Annotated in this window: 18 protein-coding genes; 10 read left to right on the forward strand and 8 right to left on the reverse strand. The window is 62.2% G+C overall.

The features are described 5' to 3' along the window. Positions 1-429 precede the first annotated feature (429 nt). A complete protein-coding gene (locus LC066_RS04330; RefSeq protein ID WP_224896643.1) occupies positions 430-1,584 on the forward strand; it encodes a tyrosine-type recombinase/integrase in 1,155 nt (384 codons plus the stop codon). A 383-nt stretch (positions 1,585-1,967) separates the two neighbouring features. Here the strand turns inward: LC066_RS04330 and LC066_RS04335 are convergent, their stop codons facing one another. The 4 genes from LC066_RS04335 to LC066_RS04350 are packed head-to-tail and all read right to left on the reverse strand — an operon-like array spanning position 1,968 to position 9,108. Next, on the reverse strand, positions 1,968-5,384 hold the full coding sequence (locus LC066_RS04335; protein WP_224896644.1) for a DEAD/DEAH box helicase family protein: 3,417 nt from the start codon (positions 5,382-5,384) through the stop codon (positions 1,968-1,970). Positions 5,385-5,399: 15 nt separating this feature from the next. Continuing rightward, a complete protein-coding gene (locus tag LC066_RS04340; protein ID WP_224896645.1) occupies positions 5,400-6,581 on the reverse strand; it encodes a restriction endonuclease subunit S in 1,182 nt (393 codons plus the stop codon). Next, positions 6,578-7,516, reverse strand: coding sequence for a GIY-YIG nuclease family protein (locus LC066_RS04345; RefSeq protein ID WP_224896646.1), 939 nt, complete (start codon positions 7,514-7,516; stop codon positions 6,578-6,580). The genes LC066_RS04340 and LC066_RS04345 overlap by 4 nt, the downstream gene beginning before the upstream one ends. Next, positions 7,513-9,108, reverse strand: a complete 1,596-nt coding sequence (locus LC066_RS04350; RefSeq protein ID WP_224896647.1) for a class I SAM-dependent DNA methyltransferase — start codon at positions 9,106-9,108, stop codon at positions 7,513-7,515. The genes LC066_RS04345 and LC066_RS04350 overlap by 4 nt, the downstream gene beginning before the upstream one ends. 421 nt (positions 9,109-9,529) lie before the next feature. On the opposite strand from LC066_RS04350, the gene LC066_RS04355 reads away from it, so the two are divergent. Together LC066_RS04355 and LC066_RS04360 are read left to right on the forward strand one after the other, a co-directional pair. After that, positions 9,530-10,357, forward strand: coding sequence for a hypothetical protein (locus LC066_RS04355; RefSeq protein ID WP_224896648.1), 828 nt, complete (start codon positions 9,530-9,532; stop codon positions 10,355-10,357). Positions 10,358-10,546: 189 nt separating this feature from the next. Then, entirely contained in the window at positions 10,547-11,239 is a 693-nt protein-coding gene (locus LC066_RS04360; RefSeq protein ID WP_224896649.1) for a DNA-binding protein, read from the forward strand. A 65-nt stretch (positions 11,240-11,304) separates the two neighbouring features. Here LC066_RS04360 and LC066_RS04365 read toward each other — a convergent pair whose 3' ends face one another. Continuing rightward, the gene (locus LC066_RS04365; RefSeq protein ID WP_224896650.1) at positions 11,305-13,188 is read right to left on the reverse strand and encodes a hypothetical protein; all 1,884 of its coding nucleotides are present in this window, start codon (positions 13,186-13,188) and stop codon (positions 11,305-11,307) included. 242 nt (positions 13,189-13,430) lie between these two features. Between LC066_RS04365 and LC066_RS04370 the strand changes: the two genes are divergently transcribed. The 4 genes from LC066_RS04370 (at position 13,431) to LC066_RS04385 (ending at position 15,081) form a co-directional block, all read left to right on the forward strand. Continuing rightward, positions 13,431-13,793: a hypothetical protein gene (locus LC066_RS04370; RefSeq protein WP_224896651.1), complete on the forward strand. Its 363-nt coding sequence runs from the start codon at positions 13,431-13,433 to the stop codon at positions 13,791-13,793. A 261-nt stretch (positions 13,794-14,054) separates the two neighbouring features. Then, positions 14,055-14,417, forward strand: a complete 363-nt coding sequence (locus LC066_RS04375; protein WP_224896652.1) for a hypothetical protein — start codon at positions 14,055-14,057, stop codon at positions 14,415-14,417. A 171-nt stretch (positions 14,418-14,588) separates the two neighbouring features. Next, positions 14,589-14,828: a pyocin activator PrtN family protein gene (locus LC066_RS04380; protein ID WP_224896653.1), complete on the forward strand. Its 240-nt coding sequence runs from the start codon at positions 14,589-14,591 to the stop codon at positions 14,826-14,828. 19 nt (positions 14,829-14,847) lie between these two features. After that, positions 14,848-15,081, forward strand: coding sequence for a hypothetical protein (locus LC066_RS04385; protein ID WP_224896654.1), 234 nt, complete (start codon positions 14,848-14,850; stop codon positions 15,079-15,081). Positions 15,082-15,316: 235 nt separating this feature from the next. Here the strand turns inward: LC066_RS04385 and LC066_RS04390 are convergent, their stop codons facing one another. The 3 genes from LC066_RS04390 to LC066_RS04400 form a co-directional block, all read right to left on the reverse strand. Further along, positions 15,317-17,008, reverse strand: coding sequence for an RNA-directed DNA polymerase (locus LC066_RS04390; RefSeq protein ID WP_224896655.1), 1,692 nt, complete (start codon positions 17,006-17,008; stop codon positions 15,317-15,319). Between the two features lie 474 nt (positions 17,009-17,482). After that, complete coding sequence (locus tag LC066_RS04395) at positions 17,483-17,950, reverse strand: DUF411 domain-containing protein (RefSeq protein ID WP_224896656.1); 468 nt, start codon at positions 17,948-17,950, stop codon at positions 17,483-17,485. Positions 17,951-17,962: 12 nt separating this feature from the next. Next, the gene (locus LC066_RS04400; RefSeq protein WP_224896739.1) at positions 17,963-20,206 is read right to left on the reverse strand and encodes a heavy metal translocating P-type ATPase; all 2,244 of its coding nucleotides are present in this window, start codon (positions 20,204-20,206) and stop codon (positions 17,963-17,965) included. Positions 20,207-20,438: 232 nt separating this feature from the next. Between LC066_RS04400 and LC066_RS04405 the strand changes: the two genes are divergently transcribed. From LC066_RS04405 to LC066_RS04415, 3 genes are all read left to right on the forward strand, one after another. Further along, on the forward strand, positions 20,439-20,867 hold the full coding sequence (locus tag LC066_RS04405; protein WP_224896741.1) for a MerR family transcriptional regulator: 429 nt from the start codon (positions 20,439-20,441) through the stop codon (positions 20,865-20,867). After that, positions 20,867-21,190: a YnfA family protein gene (locus tag LC066_RS04410; RefSeq protein WP_224896658.1), complete on the forward strand. Its 324-nt coding sequence runs from the start codon at positions 20,867-20,869 to the stop codon at positions 21,188-21,190. The genes LC066_RS04405 and LC066_RS04410 overlap by 1 nt, the downstream gene beginning before the upstream one ends. 458 nt (positions 21,191-21,648) lie before the next feature. Further along, on the forward strand, positions 21,649-22,245 hold the full coding sequence (locus tag LC066_RS04415) for a hypothetical protein (RefSeq protein WP_224896660.1): 597 nt from the start codon (positions 21,649-21,651) through the stop codon (positions 22,243-22,245). Positions 22,246-22,261: the final 16 nt, after the last annotated feature.

A 22,261-nucleotide genomic window follows, 5' to 3' on the forward strand; every position in this document is an offset into this window, starting at 1 on the left:
CGACGACGGCCAAATGTTGTTGCTATTTTTCTGCTACTTGACTCTGCGAGGCGTATTATTCAATTAAGATCAATGACCTACGAAGCGTTGCTCCAATCCATCATCGGGGCCACGCTCAGCCGCGCGGCCCGTCGGATGTCCGAAACCCCTTGTTTTACTGGCTCTGCGCTCATGTTCACCTGACCGGTCTTCCTCGATTTGTGGGCCTTTTGCCCCCGTTTTCGGGGGTGGTGCAACAAATGTTGCACCGAAACCCGAATTGTTACACCACCCTCCAGCTCCTTCGGAGCCTCGCCTCGTCGCTGCGAAGGCGAGGTCTCCGCCGGGTGCGCCGGCGAGATATCGAACCCTGGACAAAGTTCCGACCGGCGCGCGCCGCCCGGTTCGATCTCCCGACCATCGGCAACGATTTCCCGAAAGGAGACCCGGATGGGTACCATCATGGCGCGCCAGAAGAAAGACGGCGCGAAGAGCTTCACCGCAGTGATCCGCAAGAAGAAAGGCGGCAAGGTCGTCCTCACTCTCAGCGACACGTTCCCGAGCCGCCAGGCGGCGGAACGATGGATGAAGAAGACCGAGCGTGATCTGAAGGGCAAAGGCGCTCTCGACCGGGCCGTCGCGGCTCGGCACCGAAAGACTTGGTCAGGCGTCATCCAGGAATACAGCGACGCCTCGCCGGATGCGTTCGGCAAGACAAAGACCGCGAATCTCGCGTATCTCCAGCGACTCGATTTCGGTAAGATGATTGTCGAGGAGACCGGGGAACACGACTTCTTCCGCCTGGCTCAGGATCTTCTGCGGGGCGTGCAAGCCCCGCCGGCGAACCCTGCCGCGGACTGTCCAGAGCATTACGCCCTGAAGCCTCGCATGCCCCAGACAGTCAACAGCTACATGGCGACCCTTCGCACTGTCGTGTCCTACGGAGGTCCGATCAGCAAGGTCCAGATGCCGATCGGCGACTTCGAAAGCGCCATGCGCACGCTGAAGCACCAGCGAATGGTCGCTCGGTCGGCGGTTCGGAATCGCCGGCCTACGCTGGATGAGCTCGACAGGCTTTTGACCCATTTCCACAACCGCTACCTGGCCAATCGCCGAAGCGTGCCGATGCACAAGGTGATCGGCGGCGCGATCACCCTCGGCCATCGTCAGGAGGCGTTGTGCTCCATTCCCTGGAGGGACCTTGATGAAGAGAAGGCCCGCCTTATGATCCGGAACATGAAACACCCGCGCCAGACCCAGGGCAACGACATCGAAACGTGGGTCACGGCAGAGGGCATGAAACTCGTTTTGTCGATGCCTCGCAAGAAGGACCGGGTCTTTCCCTATAGCCCGGACACCATCAGTCGCCTCTTCACGGAAGCATGCCAGATCCTCGGCATCGAGGACCTCCACTTCCACGATTTACGCCACGAGGCGATTTCCAGGTTCTTCGAGACCGGACTCGGCGGTGGAAGTCGCGATGTCGTCATGAAGTATACAGGGCACTCTCCGGATGGCAGCCTGTCCCGCTATATTCATGTGGAACAGATCGGCGACAAATATGCCGACTGGGAATGGTGGCCGATCTTGTTTGCCCCGTTGTAGAGATCGCGAAGGGTGCCTCCAGAGTTCCTGGACGCCCCCTGCTCAATAACCGATAATGGTCAGCCTCCTTGCCGAGCAGCCTTACGGCCGATCCGCCCGGCGCCAGTCTCGCCAGGTTCGCAGTTCAGGCCGAGAGAGCGTTTCGCTGTTGCCGTAGATCACCACGGCGACTCCTGCCCGTCACGGGGAAAGAGCTTTCCCGGAGACCAGGGCGAGACCTTCGGCACCAGTTTGACCTGCACCTGGGCCGCAGGGATTTGGCTGCCAACAGAGTAGGTAGTGTCGTCCGCTTCGCCGCGAAAGGCTGACGTCAGACGGGTCCCACCTCCTCTTGTCCCTGTCCCACGCCGACTGCGGCGGCTCCCCGGCGTGGATGATGGCGTTTAGCCGACGTCGGCAGATGCATCAGACACGACGGCAGTCTGATTGAGACTTCGGAGTCGCCCCAAGAAGCGGTCCACGTCCTGCTCGTCGAACACACTATCGGGGCCATCGGGCGTGAGATCAGAAAAGGGGCTATCGTAGAGCAGGCCCGGGTCGATCACGCCGTTCCGGGTCAGGTGCTCGATGACCATCCCGACGAACTCGATCTGATCTGCCGAGGCACCATCAGCGATGAATTCGGCGAAAAACCCCTGGGCCGCCGAGCGATCGAGGCCGACGATCGACCTCAGAAAAACCCCGAACCCGCCAACCTGTGCGGCTTCGGTTTTCCTGGCGATCTCGATGTCGGCATCCGATCCCACACCCGCCTCCAGCAACATCCGCTCGAGTTCTTCAATGTCTACGCGTGTAAGCGGTCGTCCGGATCGCAGGCGGCGGAGAGCGACATGTTCTCCGTGCTTGGAGAGGAACTCGCGGGCCTTCTTCTTGAATGCGGCAAAATCTGCAGCCGGGTTGAGGGGGACGGGAGTTGCAGCCCCGAGGTCATCTTCGAAATCGGTGTAGAGGATGCTTCGGGACGCCTGATCGATGAGATGCACGATATCGCGCAGTCTCAGGCGCGCCCGCTCGGCGATAGGCACCGTCAGGCCCTCCCACCAAGATTCGGTCAGGATTTCCTCGATGAGCTCCGCTTGCCGGGCAACTGCGGGAATCTCCAGCTTCGCGGAGAGTGCCGTCGCAATCTCCATTACCTTCCGGCGGCAGGACTCCATCTTCGTCGACCGACCCATCAGGCTGATTTGGAGCTCGAACATCACGAGGTCGAAGCGCTTCGCCTCTTCCCCGCCCAGATCGGCATTGCTCGGCAAGGCTGCCAGGCCTGTCAGCTCCTCGGTGGCCTCCTCGGACAACGCGGACCATGGCGCATCGTCTGCCTGCCACGTCTCGACAGAGCGCAGGTGGCCGCGGACGACGAAGGACGAGATATCGAGGCCCATCACGAACCGGCGCACGTCTGATACGATCTCCGCGCGGACACCCTTGAGGTCTTCCGCGTCGTCATCCTGCTGCTCGTGGAATGGTGAAGCCAGCGTGTCGTCGATGCCCTGCGCCACCTTCAACCTTGCCTCGATCAGCCGCTCAGTCAGCGACTTCGGGACTGACGGATCCTTGAGTTCCGGGTTCGATCCGAAGAATTCGAGGTTGCCGCAGACATCGAAGATCCGGAATGCGGTCTTGTCCGCGCCAGGGCCGAACAGGTTCGGCCGCAGGCGTGTCCCCCGGCCGACCATCTGCCAGAATTTCGTCTTCGAGCGAACGAGCTTGAAGAAAACCAGGTTCACTACCTCAGGCACGTCCACGCCCGTGTCCATCATGTCGACAGAGATAGCGATCTGCGGCTCCCTACCGGGGATCTCGAAGGCCTCGATCAGGCTCTGGGCATAGCTCTCGCCGTGAACGATCCGCCGAGCGAAGGTCCCGCCGTAGTTCGGCCACCCGGCGTTGAAGCGCTCTTCGATGAACTTCGCATGGGGCTTGTTCGCGGCGAAGATGATCGTCTTGCCGATCTTGTCGCCGCCGGCGACGCGGATGCCGTGCTCCATGACATGCGCCAGCACCTTGTCGACCGTATCGGCGTTGAACAGATACCTGTTGAGTTCCCCAGCCGTGACCTCCTCGCGCCGCCCGGTCTCGCCCCAGTCGAGCTCATCCCACTGGTCTTTCTCCTCGTCCGACAGGTCGTCGTAGCGGATGCCCTCGCGCATGAACCTGGTCGGCAACGAGATCGGCTCAAAGGGCACCAGGAACCCGTCCTCGATCGCCTCCTCAAGGCCGTAAAAATCCGTGGGATGCCCGGGGTCGAGGTCGAACAGCCGGTAGGTATCCCGGTCCACCTCGTCGCGGGGCGTGGCCGTGAGGCCCACGAGGTAGCTGTCGAACCACTCGAAGATCGCCCGATAGCGCTTGTAGATGGACCGGTGCGCCTCGTCGATGATCACCAGGTCGAAATGCCCGGGTCCGAAGCGTCGGCCGGAATGATCGCCACGGTCGATTAGGTTCATCATCGTTGGATAGGTGGAGACGTAGACCCGGCCCGTGCCCGATGGATCGGTCACCAGGTTCACCGGAGAGCTGTCGGGCATCTGCTGGGCGAAGGCGTTGCGCGCCTGCCGGACAAGGCTGATACGATCGCAGAGGAACAGGGCCCGCTTCACCAGCCCTGCGCGCACCATCATGTCCACAAGGGCGATCACCGTCCGCGTCTTGCCTGTGCCCGTCGCCATGACCAGCAGGGCCTTCCGGGAACCGGCATCGAAATGCTCGGCGATCCGCGTCAGGGCGCGGGTCTGGTAGGGGCGGCCCGCGATGGCGGCCTTGGGCTTCTGGTCGACCAAGGCTTTCGCCTCGCTCCGGCGGGCGATCATCTCGCCCAGCTCCTGCGCGGTCTTGAAGCCGCCCAGGCGTCGGGGCGGGATGCCCCGGGCGTCGTCCCAGATCCAGTGCTCGTAACCGTTGGTGTAGAAGATCACCGGCCGGCGGCCGTGCATCTGCTCCAGCGCGTCGGCGTAGAGCTTCGCCTGCTGCTGCCCCTCTGAGGGCGAGCGGCGGGTGCGCTTGGCCTCGACCACGGCCAGAGGCAGGCCGTCCGCGCCCCAGAGGACGTAGTCGGCAAAGCCATGGCTCTGCTCGTTGGGCATAGGCTCCACCCGGTATTCCAGATCCCGGCCTTCCTTGAGGTCGGTCCATCCGGACTCGGCCAGCAGCAGGTCGATCAGGCGCAGGCGAGTGGTGGCCTCGTTGTAGTCGTGCGGGTCGGCGGATTGATCGGCCCGGGCCTTGGCCACCTCAGCGCGCTTTGCCTTCAACTCGTCGTCGAGGCTGGCGTAGCGGGCGCGGAGGTCCTCGAGTTCCTCGGTGCGCGCCTCCAGGGCCTTCTCGGTGCTCTGGATGCGCCCCCGGGCCTCGCGGATCAGGTCGAGCCGGGCGGTCAGCGGGGCTGGGTCGAAATAATTCGGCTCGGGGGGCTTCTGGCGGCAGGCGTAGGTGCGGCCGAACCAGTGCAGGACGTGGTGCAGCTCCTCGACCACCTGGCGCGCACCCTCGGACTTCAGGTTTGCGCCCTCGTGGGCGGACTTGTTGCGGACGAGGTTGATGAAGCGCGCCTTGGCGTGGACCTTCTGACCCATGATTGTGCGCAGGTCCGGGTCGTTGATCATCCGGCTCGCGCCGGTCTGGGCCGGGGGCGTCAGTCCCGCGTCATGGGCGAAGGCCCATCCGAGCGCCAGCTCCACCGCCTTGCCCGCCAGGATCGCCGCCGCCTCGGGCTCCGACATCGCCAGCCGCTCGGCCGAACTCGCCGCGGCGTGGACGGCAGGGAAGTCGGGTTCGAGATGGGCAAAGTTGCTGGCGGTCATGGCGATGTCCCGAGGTCAGAGCTCTCCGGCGAAGGCGCGGGATTGGAGGGAGGCGAAGAGAGTTTCGCCATCGTGAGATGCACCTTCGAAGCGCGCTCTCTGTGCTGCAACAGCCGCGATAGCGTCCACGAATATTTCTTGTTCTGCCTCGGTCGCAAAGGGGATCGGGAATTTCATCAAGTCCCCCATTTCGATCCTCTTTGTTCCATGGGCGGCGTTGGACACCATGCTGAGAAGGCGGTTTTTCGATGCACGAAGTGCAGCAGATATGAATATGTTGCTGATGCCCTTTCTGGGGACCAGCGCTTTCACATCCTGATTGAATGAGGCTGGAACGCGCAAGTCGCAAACCGGAACCGAATGGGCCAAGATCATTCCCCGGATTACAATCAGAGTGACATCAGGGCCGACAAGTTTGGCTTTCCCGGTTTTCGTGGCTTCTTGGGTAATATTGAGAATTGCTCGATCAAGATCGTCTGTTTTCATGTCCTTCGGGCTGATCCACGGAATATCGCCGTTCCAGAAAGCCTTGTTGCTTTTCGAAGGAGTTGATCCGCTGACAGCGTTGACAAGATCTCCGAGGGGCTGAGTGGGGCGTTCCGGATCTCCAGGTCTGGAGGACAGGAACATCTCCGCGAAGATCGCGCCCGGGAGGGTGTCGAGCAGGGCGAGGGCCTCGCGGCGGCGGCGGCGCAGGGCGTCGGCCGCATCCAGTATCCCCGCAATCCGCCGCTGCTCCTCGAGGGGCGGGAGGGGGATGCTCGTTTCGGCAACCATCGCAGAATTCAGGTTCTTCACCGTAGAACCTGGCGCTCTCGATGCGAACCTCGCCTTGATCTCGTCGCTTCCAAGGACGTGATACATGTAGTCCTGAGAAACCGTGTCATCCCGGCGCGGTTTCAGGACAAGCCAACCGTCGTGGATGCACCCATGCGTTCCCATGATATATGGGCGACCGAAGCTCATTGAATTTGTCAGGAGGAAATCTCCTGGCTCGACGGCCCTGGTTTTCGACAAGCCTTCCTTCCTGATCTTTTCCTTGGTCGAGAGAATGTATTTTCCGCTCGCTGTCGCGTCACCAATTTTCACCCAGTTCAATCCGTCCGGATCGTCGGTGATGAATTTGTCGATTGGCCGAGGCGATCCTCCGCGAGCGATCTCGAACACCTCCCCAAGAGGAACAGATTGCCAGCTCATTCCGCCGCCTCCTGCTTCGCCGCCTGCGCCTGCTGCCAGTCGTGGTAGGTCTGGCTCGCGCCCTTGACCTTCCATTCCAGCCGCCCGTTGCTGTTGCGGTCCAGCACGACCGCGGCCGCCGCCGAGGGGCTGGAGAAGGACCAGGGCTTGGCGAAGCGTAGCTTGCCGGTGCCCGGGGGCACCTCCTGCGGCACCAGCACGCCGTCGGCGATGAGCTTCTCCTTCAGACCGCCATAGCTCTGCTGGACATAGCCTGTGTCCTTCAGGGCCTCGGAGCCTTCCAGCACGACGAACTCGCCATCCTCCTCCACCGCCGTGGCCGAGACCCCGCTCTTGTGCCGGATCTCGAATTGCACCTCGTCCGACACGGAGGGCGAGGTCGGGTTGGCCTTGGCGCTGACGGCCTTTGGCTGCGGCTTCAACATGTCGAGCCCGATTACCGGCAGGATGATCCGGAGGTTCGCCAGGAACTGCTCCATGTTGGCGATGTCGGCCTCCGGCAGGCGCCGGCGGCCGATATCCGGGTTCGTGCCGTTGTCGAGCGTCACGCGCCCGGCCTTGGCCGTCTGCTCGATCAGCCGTGCCTCGAGGTATTCGGCATGGCCCTTCGACATGTCGTCGTCGCTGGTCGTGACGGTGATCGCCGTCTCCCAGAAATCGCGCTTCACTGAGCTCTGCTTGATCCGCTCGGCAACGGAATTGCCCGATCCGATGTAGACCCGGGTCGTCCCGGCCGCGACGGGATCGGGACCGGCGAGGATGTAGACGCCCGTGCGGTCCACCTCGTCCCGCGCCGTGAGGTCACCGAAGGCGGAGGCGCCGGAGACGAAGAGGAGCCCCGTCCAGCCGTGGATGGTCGCCTTGCGCAGGCCGGTGGGTTTGCCGTCGACCAGGAAGAGCTGGATCGTGCGACCGTAGGTCTCGCCATTGGTCATTCGGCGGCCTCTTTCACGGTGCCGTCTCCGAGCATCTTCTCGAGCTCTTCGAGGCCGTCGAAGATGTCACGCTCCATCTCGCGCAGGCGCGACAGGATCTCGGCGGGCGGCTCGTGCTCGACCGCGTCGTGCTCGATCTCGCGGTATCGGTTGAGGCTGAGGTCGTAGCCTGCGGCGGCGATCTCGGCCTTCGGCACGACGAAACTGCGGGCCGTGCGGGGATTGTCCTTCTCCGCCCCCTCGCGCTCCTGCCATCGGGCGAGCGCATCAGGAAGGTCGTTGAGCTTCGCCTCGTCCTCGGTCAACTCAGCCCAGGGGCCGATCTTGTCCTCAGGCACGAGCAGGTTGCGCTTGTCGTCGAGGCTGAGGCCGTCGGCGTGCATGTCGTAGAACCACACGCCGTCCGTGCCGCCGGAATCGGTGCGCTGGAAGAGCAGGATGGCGGTCGAGACCCCGGCATAGGGACGGAAGACGCCGGCCGGGAGCTTGACGACGCCCTGGAGCTGCTGATCCTCGACCAGCATGCGCCGCACCTCCTTGTGGGCCTTGTTCGAGCCGAAGAGGACGCCGTCGGGGACGACCACCGCCGCTCGGCCGCCACGCTTCAGGAGGCGCAGGAAGAGGGCCAGGAAAAGCAGCTCGGTCTTCCGGGTGTTGACGATGCGGGTGAGGTCCTTGGCCACCGCCTCAGCGTCCAGAGAGCCGGCGAAGGGCGGGTTGGCCAAGATCAGGGAATAGGCTTCGGCTTCGTCGCCGTGCTCCTGCGTGAGGCTGTCGCGGTAGACGATGGAGGCGTCTTCGAACCCGTGCAGGGCCATGTTCATCGCGCCGAGGCGGAGCATGGTGCCGTCGAAGTCGTGACCGTGGAACATGCCGGTCTCGATGTGGAGGCGGGAGTCGGGATCAGTCCAGGCATCGGGGTCGTGGCGACGCAGGTGTTCCGCAGCGCCGACCAGGAACCCGGCCGTACCGCAGGCCGGATCGCAGATCACGTCATCCCGCCGAGGTTCGGTCATGGCGACCATGAGCTCGATGATATGGCGGGGCGTCCGGAACTGGCCGTTCTGGCCCGCCGCGGCCACCTTCGACAGCATGTATTCGTAGAGGTCGCCCTTGGTGTCCCGGCTCTTCATCGGCAGGTCCGAGACGAGATCGACGACCTTGGCCAGGAGACGGCCCGTGGGGATCTCGTAGCGGGCGCTGGCCATGTGCTTGCGCAGAGGCGCGCCGTCGGACCCCAGACGACGGAGGAAGGGGATCAGGTGGTTCTCGGCCGCCTCCTGCATCTCCGCGGGCGGCAGGTTGGTGAACCTCGGCCAACGCAGGTCGGCCATGGAACGGCCGTCGGCGATCTTGTTGCCGGCGTCGTCGACGACGGGGATGCCGTCCGATTCGTCCGGGAACAGATCCCTCTCGATCTCCGTGCCGCGTGCCCGGGCCTGCCGTTCCGCGAGTGTCTGCGCGTCATCGAGACCCTTGAGGAAAAGCAGGAGGGTCAACTGCTCCATGACCGTCTGCGGGTTCGACAGCCCGCCCGTCCACATCGCGTTCCAGATCGCGTCGACCTTCGACCTCAGTTCACCGGTAATCATCTCTGCCCTCGCCGTTTTCGCCTATTCTGACTGGGATAACGCAGATCGTCCATGAGGGAAGCGCCGACCGACGCCTGCAGCGTGATCGGAAAATTCACTGGCTGTCGGCCGTCAAGCCGGGCTGTGCTGGGGCCTGCCAAAGCAATGGGTCAAAATGGGTGAAGTGAATATCTGCCTATGTGCCTAATTGCCTGCTTCGAAAATTCCTTTCCGTTTCTATTGCTTGCGGGAATTCGTGCACTGTTTTTGCAGGTTGGCGATCGCTACAGGCAGGGGCCGTCCGGGACAAAGCAGGCCGACTGGAATAAATGCTGGGTGATGCGCCAGTAGTGTAGGTCCGCCAGGAAAAGCGCTGGGAACGATTTTCCGCGAACCCACCTATCGATCCCACCTCCTGATCACACCTGATCAGAGAGGCACCATGACCACCCAGAACACGCACATCAGCATCACCTTCAATCTCCTGGAGCAGATCCTCGCCGCCAAGCTCAGCATCACGACAACGCGGCTCCTTATCGCCATGATCTACATGCAGGATCGCGCCGACCTGTGGCGCTCGGACGACCTCTACATCCAGAATCCGGAAGAGGCCGCGACTTGGGCCTTCGGCACTGAGCTCCGAGCCCTGGTCGGACCAGCCGGTTCAAACAACGCACGATCGCTAAAGAAGCTGGTCGATGAGGTCGCTGGTCGCGGCCTCTTCGACGAGATCACCCTGACCGACAGAAACAGCCGGCTTTCCTGGCGCTTCAGCAAAACCGTCCACGAGATGATGGCGCTTCGGTGGTCGGGCGAGAATTTCGCGCTCCTCGATATCGAGAAAGTCCGGGCATGCAGGTCACCAACCACGCTTGACCTCTACTGCAGGGTGCGGAACCTCAGGAAGAGCCGTATCCCAGAGTTCGAAATGCCGCTCGAAGGGCGATGGTGCGATCATCGGGTGAACTTCCTTTGCGCCATGCAGCAAGTCGTGACCCTGGAGAACACCACAGCCTTCGTCGGGCTCGAATTGGTCCGACGCGGCGAAGGTTCTCAACGTCTCCTCGTGCGCCTTCGCCACGAAGGCACGACTTGGTATCCCGCCAAGATCCGATTCTGGGCATTCAACGCCCGGGTCTTCCGGGTCTCGCCGACCGAGATTATCGAGATCGATGGGGAGAACTTCGAGAACTACGCCATCACGGGTGAGGACCCGGCGCTGGTGGAGGCGAACCTGCGGAAGAACCTCGTTGCTTCGGGTGGGTCCTGAAACAAGCTTCGTTGCCATCATCTCCCCTCGAGGTGCCAGCACGAGAAAAGGTGGTCTCCGGGCCGCCTTTTTCCGTTCCAGATTTTTTTGCCTACGTCGAAAGAACCATTTTCTCTGCACCACCCCGTCGGGGTGGTAGCGTGAGGTAACGGTATTACCGGCGCTTACCATTACCAGGAGGAGCCGGATATGGCCCAGAAGAAGAGCAGCACGTCGCTGGAAAAGCAGGTCAGGGACGCGATCCGCAAGCTGACTGATAAGGGCGAGCAGGTCACCAATCAGACGGTGCGGGATGCCATCGGCGGCGGATCGTTTCGCGACATTGGCCCCGTCGTGAAACAGATCAAGGCCGAAATGGCCGCCAAAGAGCAGGCTGAGCGGGCAGCGCCCGAGATGCCGGAGGACTTCCATGATGCGGCAGCCGCGATGTGGCAGACCGCGTGGCAGCTGGCCGACGAGATTGCCGCGTCGGAACGGCATGCGCACGCAGCCGAACTCGAACGCTTGCGAGCCGAGGCCGACGAAGCCCTGTCAAACTGCGGCCTCGTGGAGGACGAACGCGACGAGGCAGAAAAACGCGCGGATTCCACGGCGAAGCTGCTGGCTGAAGCGGAGACGGCTCTGCTCGACGCGAAGTTCGAGATTGCCCGCCTGAACGGGCAACTCGACGAACGCGAGACGTACATCGAAAGCAGGCTCGCGGAGGCCCGCGTAGCCGATGCCTCCGAGGCAGTGTCTGACGATGAAGTTTCCGCGGAGCCGAAGATCGAGGACGACGAGAATCCGCCCGCAACCGAGGACGACATGCAATTGGACATGTTTTCCAAAGGCAAGCTCAGCAAAAAGAAGCCCGACGACTTCGAGCCCATCGCCGCGGAGTGAGCCCGTCCCCGAAGAAATTCCGGCGCATCCGGACTGGCATGATTGCCTGCCGGATGCACCGCCGATCAACCCCGCGTCAGCACGCGTTGTGTGTTTCTCCTGATGATCCGGATCGGAGCAGGCTCGGCATCGACATGAAGCCGCGCCCGCTTCGTATCCGTCGCCTTCTCCGGATGGTGCTTGCCGCTCTCGAGATCGTAGCCGCGCTGACGTGCGACCTCTTCCAAGGCCGCAGCGCCGCGAGCGAGGTCTTCGGCCAGATCCGGCCTCTCGTCGCATATCTTCATCGATTGCCATGTCGCGACCCAAGTTCGGCGGACAGAGACGTTGGGCATCTCGTCCAGCTCATTCTGGAGTGCCACCGGATCGGATCCGCGTGCGAGGAACAAGGCACCCGGAAATGCATCGCGATCGAGCGGCAACGCCTCGCCGTTCACGATCTGCGTCAGAATCGACGGGACAACCTGCCCAGTCCGTTCACGCTCATCGGCTATCGACATCGCGGCCTTTCGGTTCTGAGCCTCGGCCTTCGCGGCCTGCGCTTCTCTCCGCCGAAGATTGAACGCCTTCTTCGCGAGGTCGACCACGAAATCATAGGCCGGTCGGACGGCCTTTATGAGCCGCTCTCGCTTCGTCTTCGACCTGGGTGCCCCAGGTCCGAACTCCAACCCTTCCTCGCGCTCCTCCGAGGCCTGCCGGTAGTCGAGCTCACGATAGGCCACGGCCCGACTTCCAAGGTCCAGCGCCGTGCGCAGTGCAACCGCATCGGCCCTGACAGCCTCGGCCGCGCGCGCTTTCTCGGCAACCTCGGCCTCTCGCTGAGCGATTTTCGCATCGCGTCCGTCAAGAGCCTTCTCGCGGGCGTCGAGCTCGGCCTGCCGATCCTCCTGCGCGCCCTCCCACGCTTCAAGATCGGCGAGCCGCGCTTCCCGTGATGCGATGTCCTTCTGGAGAGCTTTGGCCCGGCCATACTCCTTGCGAGTCCACCGGCCCCGGCCGGGACCGAAGCGCAGCAGCCCGGCCGATGCGAAGACCTCCCGGTGCAGCTCGTCTTGCCATGCCCTCATGGCGTCGCAGTATGCGACATTCGCCCGCTTTCCGCGGTCCTTCGACTTCTTCTCACCGGACTGGTTCACCGCCTCTTTGGCCACACGGCCGGGATGAAGGTGATCGACACGGCCGCGAACGGGATCGACGGCGAAGACGTGGAGGTGCAGATGCTCTTCGTCCCAGTGAACGACACCTGCCAAGACCACACCGCCTGCCTTGGAAATTCTCTCGCACTCCCACTCCAAGGCCTGCTCCAGAACGTCCAGGGCCTCCCGCTTGAGCTCGGCATCGGCCAGGGCGTCCTCAGTCATGACTGGCAAGGAAAAGACGCTCGCGTAGAGCGTGGCCGCGTCCCTCCGGAGCTTCCGCCTCACCGGGACCGTCTTCTTGCCCTTCCCCCGCTGGATGTAGGACTCCTGGACCTGAGACGCCTCCTCCTGCGCCTTCCGGATGTCACGGAAGGACGCGACAGCGCGGGGCAGGATCTGCGGGCCCGGCCGCCCCGGAATGACATGTGCGGACGCGCTGGCCAGCCTCTCCGCCTCGTCGAGGATCTCCTGTGCCGTCCACTTGCGCTGACCGTTCCTTCGAACCGCATGCGGCTCGGGCCCATCGCCGCTCCTGCCCTTGTTCGACCACAGCTCGATGTGACCAAATTGATAACCTTCGAACATCGCGTCTTCTCCTTGTTCTGGCGATTGATCGAAGCGGAAATAGGGACGCGAGACCGGTTCCCTGAAACGGTCGAAAGAGGAAAAAAAACCAGGCAATCTGTACACATAGGGACCGACTATGTGTATTGCGCCGCGCTGCGCTTGCTCCATACACATCATCGGCTCTCCGAGGGCCGCTCGCCGCGGGGCCTCCTGCGCGGAGAGCGGCCGGGCGTCGTTCGCCACTCCCCGGCACCCCTGGCGTCTCCGACGGGTCGGGGAAGGTCGTTCCGCACTCCTTCCCCGACACCCCTTCCTGCTCGCGCTCCCCGCGCCAGCCGAGGAGAGGGGGACCCTCTCCTGGACCTCTCCCGTTTCGCAGACATGAGCGTGAGGACTGGATTATCGGTGATGCTGGCGAAAGGGTCGCCGGGTATCTCCTTGTCGCCGCGCCCTCTCGGTGAGACGCGACGACAAGGGAGACCCGAATGACATGGGATCCGCGACTGACACTGATGCGCGCGGAGCTATCGCGCGATCTCGGTCGGGTGATGGCGTGGTGCGAGCACAAACATCGCGACCTACCGGGCTACACGCTCGTGGCAGCCGTGAAATTCTTCGAGGCGCTTGGCATCGCGATGGAAGTCAGTGTAGCGGAGATCGAGCATCCCTTCGATGACACCTCGGTCGTTAAGACCGCCGAACGTGGACTCGGCGCCCTTGGTTATTTCACGAGCACAGCCGGCGCGAAATGGACATCGCCCGGTATCGTCGTTTTTGCCGCCGACATGACGGCCCATGAACGGCTCGCCGCAGTCCGATACTTTCTCGACATCGGTCTCATGGAATGACGTCCAGACGCAGCGCCGCGGTTTCCGTAGCCGGCCTCGGGGGGCGAGACCGGCTTCGCAAGCCGCGGCTTGACAGAGAAAATACAGAACGACGGCATGCGAAATGCGGACCGGAACATCCGCGCATGTCGCTCCGGATCACTTGCGAATTCATCGCGGGTGATCAACCCCGCCGAACCTCCTGACGGCGGGGTCTTGAAGAACGGCACCGACAGGTTCCGGGCTGCATTGGGCAGCCCATCGGATGCCGGGGAGACCCGAATGGGTAGACAAGAACTCATCACCATCGATCCCAAGACCGGCGTGCCGCGCGCCACGGCTCATCGCCTGACGCGCAGATTCCTCGCCCGTCACGGGTCGGGCCTCGACGACCTCCTCCGACGTTTTCCGCAGGTCCCGGGGCCGGCGTTTCGGCACGCAATCGAGCGCTGCCTCGAGCCGCGCGAGACCACTCCGGAGCTCCAGATCGCTCTGGAGGAGGCTTGCGACACGCTCCTGTCGCTGCAGGCCGAGGAATTCCACCCGCTGCCTGTGGACGTCGGTAAGCGTCTCAACATCGACGCCGGTCTCCGCTGGTATGCCGCGCGTCTTCGCGATCTCGCGCAGGCAGCCCGGTACATGTGACCGTTCTAAATCCTGCGTCGGCATACTCCGGCGCGGGCTCTTTTCCCGATGCAGGCCGCGGTCCCATGGAGATATCGAACCCTGGTCAAAGTTCCGGCCGACCTCTCCAGATCGTCCGCATTTCCCGTGCAGGCGGCCGATCGGTCGTCGCTAACCAAGAGAGGAAAGCAAATGAACGCCTTCTACATCCTGCTGGGAAAGTATGGACACGAGATCATGATCCCGTCGGAGATCGTCGCACGAGACTTTTTCAACCTCGGCAAAAGCAAATTCCATGAGAAGGTCGCCCTCGGGGAAATCGACCTGCCCGTCATGAGCATGTGCGATAGTCAGAAGAGTCCTCGCGGCGTCCACATTCTGGATCTCGCGGAATACACTGAAAAGCGCCGCGGTGCGGCCCGCGGCAAATGAGGTCAGCATGACTACGACTATGATGATGCTCATCGCGAGGTTCGGTGACGCCTCATCGATTCCGACCGGTATCGTGGCCCACGACTACTTCAAGATGTCTCAGAAAGACTTTCTGAAGGCCCTGAAATCTGGGGCGATCCCCCGCGGCGACCTCGACATCAGCCAGATTTCGCGCGGTGGCATTCCAATGACCTGGCTGACGGATTTCATCGAGATGCGGCGGTCATTGGCAGCACAGGCTCGCGCCTCTTGACAACCTGCTGAGGCTCTATTGCGTTCTCCAACCTTCCAGCCACGGGGCCGCACTACGTAGCGGCCCCGTTTAGGTTCGCGGCGTTGCCTTCCCTCTGGCCCGGCCATCTCAAGGTTCTCCCAGACAATTACCCTATGGTTCGTCAGGATGAACCACTCAAGTCCGGCCCGCAAATCCCCCCCACACACAGCGCAGTGGCAGAGCTGCATGGCCGCTGTCAATCGCGACATCTCAATCAGTATTCTTCGAAGTTGTCGCCTCTGACTGCCGCGAAGAAAGCCCTCATTTCGTAGGACTGCCTCTTCCTCAAGTTGATAGCCTTGCGAACAGCGCTGCGAGATGTAGGAACATTCCGCTTTGGATCGTAGAATACGATATTATTGACATCCATGGCGGCAAAGAAGGGCTCTTTCAGAAGTCCATGTTTGTCGTTCAGCCAGCCTTTACGGAAAGCCTCGTAGGCAAGAAGCCACGACCAATCTCGAAGGACGCTATCGGAAGAGATTTGTGATTCCCATTCATTTGTGGGCAGCGTACCGATCCCCATTCGCATTCGCTTCATATCAAGCAAAATCAAAGACAAGGCGCTGGAACATGCTGTCTCTGAAAGTTCACAGAGCTTTTCCGACTTGAACGGCCTTTTCAGACCCCGCAGGGTATAGAGAAGCCATATAGCCTCAAAGTGATGACCCTTTTCAAGATTTCGCTCGGCCAGCAGCACAAAACGTTGCCCGATCCTTTTCGCTGACACACCTGAACTGTGATCAAGATTGAGGATAATTCTGCAGACTTTGTCCATAGAGCTCGGTGCAACGACCGCCGCTTTCAAGAGAAAGCTTTCGATCTCACGAATATCTGGATTCAAAAGACCAGTCCGCTCAATCACCGAAAGTGCGTAACTTATGACTGGCTCGGATTGGAACTCAGACTGTAGCCTGAGCGATAGAACAATGAATTCTCTCAGCCTTGCGCCGCGGAGAGAGCCGCTTCGATGAGAGAGGAAAGCTCCCATCTCAGAAACCCATGTCTTGCGTCTCGATCCAACTATATGATCAACAGAGGTCTTGCTGCCATTTATTTCAAGGCCGTAGCTTCGGTATATTGAGCTTATGCATGTGATGACGTCTTCGGCTTGTTCAAGGGTCTTCGCCCCAACACTCCAGTCGTCTTGCAGCCGATCGACGCTATGAGGGGCCAGATCGAGTTCGTGACCCTGAAAATCTGCATCAATGCGAGAGGAGATTACTTCCGCAATAATTCTGGAAGTTTCAGGTCCAATCGGTATGCCTACAGTTTGATTTCGGTTGCATGCACGAACCAACACATCGATGCGATCGGCGAATGATCCCTTGTAGTAGCTCAGTTGACCTTTTACTCTTTCCTTGCCGTAGGCAGCCCAAGGGATGGAATGAGTGTATATGGAAGGGTAAAACCTGGTGATGTCAGTCTTTACAAGCCAGTCCGCTGTCGCCTCGAGGTAGAACGATTTCTCCCGGTGGGCGCCAAAGTTTATCTCTTTTATTCCGCGCTCGTATTCTTTGGAGGCCTTTATTTCATCCAAAGAGAATGCCTGTTTGGATAGCCATTTTTGAATTGCTTTCCAATTATCAGAAATCTCCTTTACCAACAAAGCTTGAGGTATAGGATGCGTGATATGCAGGTTCCTTCGCTCGTATCCCCTTTTGGGCTTTGAGAGAATTTCAGCCTCAGCGCTTTCGAGGAAATAGGTGTATGCGTCTCGACGCTTCTTTTTGCATGGCGTCTTGCCAAGTGATTTTGTATCAATTTTGAAGACGCCGCCGGACTTCCATCTAATCAATACATCTTGCGACAGGCTTCCGAAATCTTCTGTTGTGAAAACGGGAGGCAGTTCCTTCGGGAAATATCCTTTTGAAAGCAAGGTTTTTTGTATCGTCTTACTTGGCACGTAGGCACCTCACAAATCATCCGACGGCAGTTAATCGCAACCCTTACACTTCATCAACATCCTGCCGAAACCTGTGCTGCATTTGCGTCGGAGGCGGCCTTCCATGCGTCTCCAGCGTAATGCGCACTTTCGGCTTTCTGCATGTAGCCGCCTTTTGCGGATCACGCAGCGAAAGACTGCTTCCCGCCCTTTCTGACGACCGGAACGGGTCCGAGGAGAGTGCTTCCAAGTGAACTCGGTGCTACGTTCGGTGTGAAAGTGAGGTCAGATACGAGTTTCAAGTGCAACAATCGGTGCAACAGATTTCGCCCGGCAGCGATTTGGCCAATAAAATAAGGCCGCTCAGGACTCCTCGGCACCATCCATCACCGTACTCAAGGTTCGAATCTCCCTCCCTCCGGTGGATGATTCACTCCGACTTCGCGGGGAGCTTCATGTTCCGACAGCTTGCATCGCCCGTCGCGTCGGGACGCATTATGCGGACTGGTAGCTGGAAAACACCTCCGCGCTGCCATCTTGCCGGATGAGAAAGACGTCATACGCTTCACGCTCGACTTCAGGACCCATGCCTGGCGAGCCGTAGGGCATGCCTGGCACGGCAAGGCCGACGGCATCTGGGCGCTCGGAAAGCAGCCTTCGGATGTCGGCCACAGGAACATGTCCTTCGATCATGTAGCCCTCGATTTCACCGGTATGGCACGACGTCATGTTGTGCGGGATGCCGTTCTCGAGCTTGTGCTGGATCAGCAGCGTGCCGAAACTGCGCTCGGTCGTGACGGAGAAGCCATCTTTGCGCAGGATCTCAATCCAGGCGGTGCAGCATCCGCAATTGGGATCCTTCAGGACATGGATCGCTGGGCCGCCCTGCGCTGCTCCCGCGAGCGGAACGGTCGCGGCGAAGCCTGCGATGACTGCCATCATGGCGCGGCGGGTCATGGTCATCGGTGTTTCCTTTCAGGTGGTCGCGGATGCGCTCTCTGGCGTTGCATCCGATGTATGTCTTGAGGCGATTTCTGCCACGGGTCGCGCGCCAGACGGGCGGAAGAACAGCAGACGGAGGGCGTTCATCGTGACCAGCACCGTGGCGCCTGTGTCGGCCAGGATCGCGATCCAGAGGCCAGTGATCCCGAGCACGGTGGTCACGAGGAAGACCGCCTTGAGCCCGAGCGCGATGGCGATGTTCTGACGGATGTTCGACATGGTGGCCCGGGCAAGGCGGATCTTGCCCGCCACATCGGTCACGCGGTTGCGCAGGATCGCGGCGTCGGCCGTCTCCAGCGCCACGTCGGTGCCCGATCCCATGGCGACGCCGACATGCGCGGCAGCGAGCGCGGGCGCATCGTTGATTCCGTCGCCGATCATCATCACGCGGGCGTCCGTCGTCAGTTCGTGAATGGCCGCGACCTTGTCCTCCGGCATGAGTTCGGAGCGATGCGCGATCCCGAGCCCATCGGCGATGGCCTGTGCCGTGCGCGGGTTGTCCCCGGTCAGCATGATCGAAGAGATGCCAAGGTCGCGCAGCTCTGTGACAGCATCCGCCGCATCGGCGCGCGGCTCGTCCCTGAGCGCGATGAGGCCCTGAGGCACGTCATTGCAGAGCACGATGACCACCGTCTTGCCTTCGGCTTCCAGCGCCGCCACGCGGGTCCGCAGGTCGTCCGTGAGTGCGCCGCGCTCGTTTGCCAGCCGCGGTGAGCCCACGCTGACGGTCACGCCGTCGATGGATGCTTCCGCCCCCTTGCCGGGAAGCGCGCGGCCGCCGGTCGCCGCCGCCGCGTCCACGCCCCGCCTTTCGGCCTCGGCGGAGATCGCCTGTCCGAGAGGGTGGCTCGCGCCGCTCTCGACGCCGGCGGCGAGGGCCAGGAGGTCGCCCTCGGTGCCGCTCAGCACGGTCACGTCCGTCACCCGCGGCTTGCCGTGTGTCAGCGTTCCGGTCTTGTCGAAGGCGACGTGGGTCGTCCGCGCCGCCGCCTCGATCACGGCTCCGCCCTTCATCAAGAGGCCGTTGCGGGCCCCCGTGGAGAGCGCCGAGGTGATCGACGCCGGCACCGAGATCACCAGCGCACAGGGGCAGCCGATCAGCAGAAGCGCCAGCGCGCGGTAGATCCATTCGCCCCAAGCCAGCCCGAAGGTTAGCGGCGGGACAACGGCGACGAGAACAGCGGCCGCGACCACTGCGGGCATGTAGACCCGGCTGAACCGGTCGATGAAGCGTTCGGTCGGTGCGCGGGCGCTCTCGGCCTCCTCAACCAGCCGCACGATGCGGGCGATGGTGTTATCCTCGGCCGCCTTGGTGACCCGCACGCGCAGGAGCGCCTCGGCGTTGATCGAGCCGGCGAAGACCTCCGCGCCCGGCTCCTTGAGGCTCGGGACGCTTTCGCCGGTCACCGGACTCTCGTCGACGCCCGAGGTTCCCTCGATCACCTCGCCGTCGCAGGGCACGCGGTCACCGGGGCGGACCTGCACGACCTGGCCCACCTGGAGCCTCTCGGCCGCAATCTCCCGTGTCCTGCTGCCCACTTCCAGCCGCGCCGTCTTCGGCACCAGCTTCGAGAGCGCCCGGATGCTGTCGCGTGCCTTGCCGGCCGAGACACCTTCCAGAAGCTCGCCCACGGCGAAGAGGAAAACGACCAGCGCGGCCTCTTCCAGTTCGCCGATCACCAACGCACCGCCGGCGGCGATCGTCATCAGCATCTCGATGGTGAAGGGCATCCTCGCCCGCACCATGGCGAAGGCGCGCTGCGCCACGGGGGCAATCCCGACGAGCGTTGCCAGGACGAACGCCCAGTGGGCGACCTCTGCCGAAAGGACGAGGCGGCACGCCCAGGCCGCGGCGAGCAGCGCGCCGGTGCCGATCACCAGTCGGCCCTTGGACGTTTTCATCCACGAGGTGGGCGCATGTTCGGCCGGCTCGTTGTTGTCTTCTGGCTCGCTGCCGGTCTCCGCGCCCTCCGCAGCATCTGGAAACGCTCCGTCTGGCAGGACGAAGCCGCCCTTGGGCTTCTCCGGCCGCGCACCCTTTGGTGCGATGCCGAATCCGACGCCGCGCACCGCCGTCTCGATGCGCTCGGGCGGTGTCTGTGTCTCGTCGAGCGTCAACCGCAGCCGCTCGGCCATGAGCGCGACATCGACATCCGCGACGCCGGGCAGTCGCTCGACCGCGCCGCGCACCTTCGCGGCGCATGACCCGCAATCCATGCCCGTCACGCGCCATTCCCGTTGTGCTACGCTTCCGTCCGCCACGGTGGTTCTCCGTCGTAATTCTCGATCGGGTTTCGATATACGAGCTACAGCAACTGTAGGTTCAAGCGCTTTTTCGCATTTTCTGCTGAATTGGCCAGAGGCCGGGCGGGTCGTGCTGCAGTCAGTCACCCCTTGCCCGACCGGGGGCATGAATCTACATCGACTGTAGAGATTGGAAGGAAAACGCATGCTCTCCATCGGTGCCCTGGGAAAGCGGACCGGCACCAAGGTGCAGACGATCCGCTACTACGAGCAGATCGGCCTGATGCCCGAGCCCGGCCGGACCGAAGGCGGCCAACGCCGCTACGGGGATGCCGAGCTCGACCGGCTCGCCTTCATCCGCCACTCCCGCGAACTCGGGTTCTCCCTGGAGGCGATAAGGGAGCTGCTGGACCTGTCGGACAGCCCGGAACGCTCCTGCGCGCAAGTCGACGCGGTGGCGCAGAGGCAACTGAAGGAGGTCGAGGCCCGGATCGCCCGGCTCGAGGTGCTCCGGATCGAGTTGCAGCGAATGATCAGCGAGTGCAGCGCGGACCGAGTAGCCGACTGCCGGATCCTCGAGGTGCTGCGTGACCACGAGGAATGCCTGGCCGACCACGGGGGCCCCGGCGCCTGATGCCGGCGGCGATCGTCTATCCGCTCGCTGCACTGGCTGAGATCGCCGGCTGCTTCGCCATCTGGGCCTGGTGGCGCGGCGCGTCGGGCCTCTGGCTACTGCCGGGCTTGGCAAGCCTTGCGCTTTTCGGCTGGCTGCTCGCGCAGGTCGAGGCCGGGTTCGCCGGCCGGGCCTTCGCCGCATATGGAGGCGTCTACATCGCCGCCTCTCTCCTCTGGATGTGGGGCGCGGAGGGGCAGCGGCCGGACCTGTGGGACCTCGCGGGCGCGGGCCTGTGCCTGATCGGTGCGACGGTCATTCTCGCCGCCCCTCGGGCCGGGTGATGCGAAGCCCAAGACTTCTACCGGTTCAAGCGCGAAACGGATCTGCGGCGAAGGTCACCCTGTCACGCCGCAGCAAGCGCATCGACAATACGACCCATGCTACGGTGAACCTGCAGTCACGGCCTAATACGCTAAGCAAGGTGCAACAACGAGTGCAACAGATTTCGCCCGGCAGCGATTTGGCCAATAAAATAAGGCCGCTCAGGACTCCTCGGCACCATCCATCATCGGGGCGACGGAGAGGCGCGAAGCCACTGAAAGGTCTATATTCTTTTCTTCTTCAGCCACTTACGGCACCTTCACCAACGCACGATCGAGCATCATTAATCCCTGTTCGGCGCCATTTTCCGCTTGGTGTGCAGGATCAGCTCATGGTGTACACCACATGGGAAGCATCACCGATAGGCGCCGAGGAAACGGCTCGATAGCATATCGCGCCGCGGTCGTCATCCATCGAGATGGCAAGCGCCACACGTTTACTTTCGATCGCGCGCAGGCGGCAAAGCAGTGGATCGCAAAGAAAGAGAGAGCTCTCCGCGCCCGGCGGTGTCGAACGCGCGGTCACACCCACAGTGACGCTTGGCGATGCAGTTGACCGATACCTGAGCGAAATCCTTGCTGCAGTCGACAAGACCAAGGCGCAGGTTCTGGAGACGATAAAAGGGGTCGATCTTGCTTCCCGGCCTTGTGCTGAGATCACAAGCGACACCCTCGTTCAGTTCGCACAGGAGCTCTCGGACGGCCGCAAGCCTCCAACAGTTGGGAACTACCTCTCTCACCTGTCGGCAATCTTCGCCATTGCTCGGCCTGCCTGGGGCTTGCCGCTCGACCGCCAAGCCATGCAGGACGCGACGATCGTCGCGCGTCGCATTGGCTTGATCGCGAAATCTGCTAAGCGCGACCGGCGCCCAAGCGTTGAATCAATGGACAAGCTGATGAGCCATTTCGCGGACAGACATCTTCGCGGCAGAAGCCTCCCTCGGCCGCACCACGCAGCCAGGACCGGACGCAATATGCCGGTGTGCCGGCAACTTTCCGAACGCGCAAAGTTCTAGCCACTTCCGGGATCAG

Origin of the sequence: Pseudooceanicola marinus, from assembly GCF_020177265.1 — a bacterium.
Taxonomy (GTDB): domain Bacteria; phylum Pseudomonadota; class Alphaproteobacteria; order Rhodobacterales; family Rhodobacteraceae; genus Pseudooceanicola; species Pseudooceanicola marinus_A.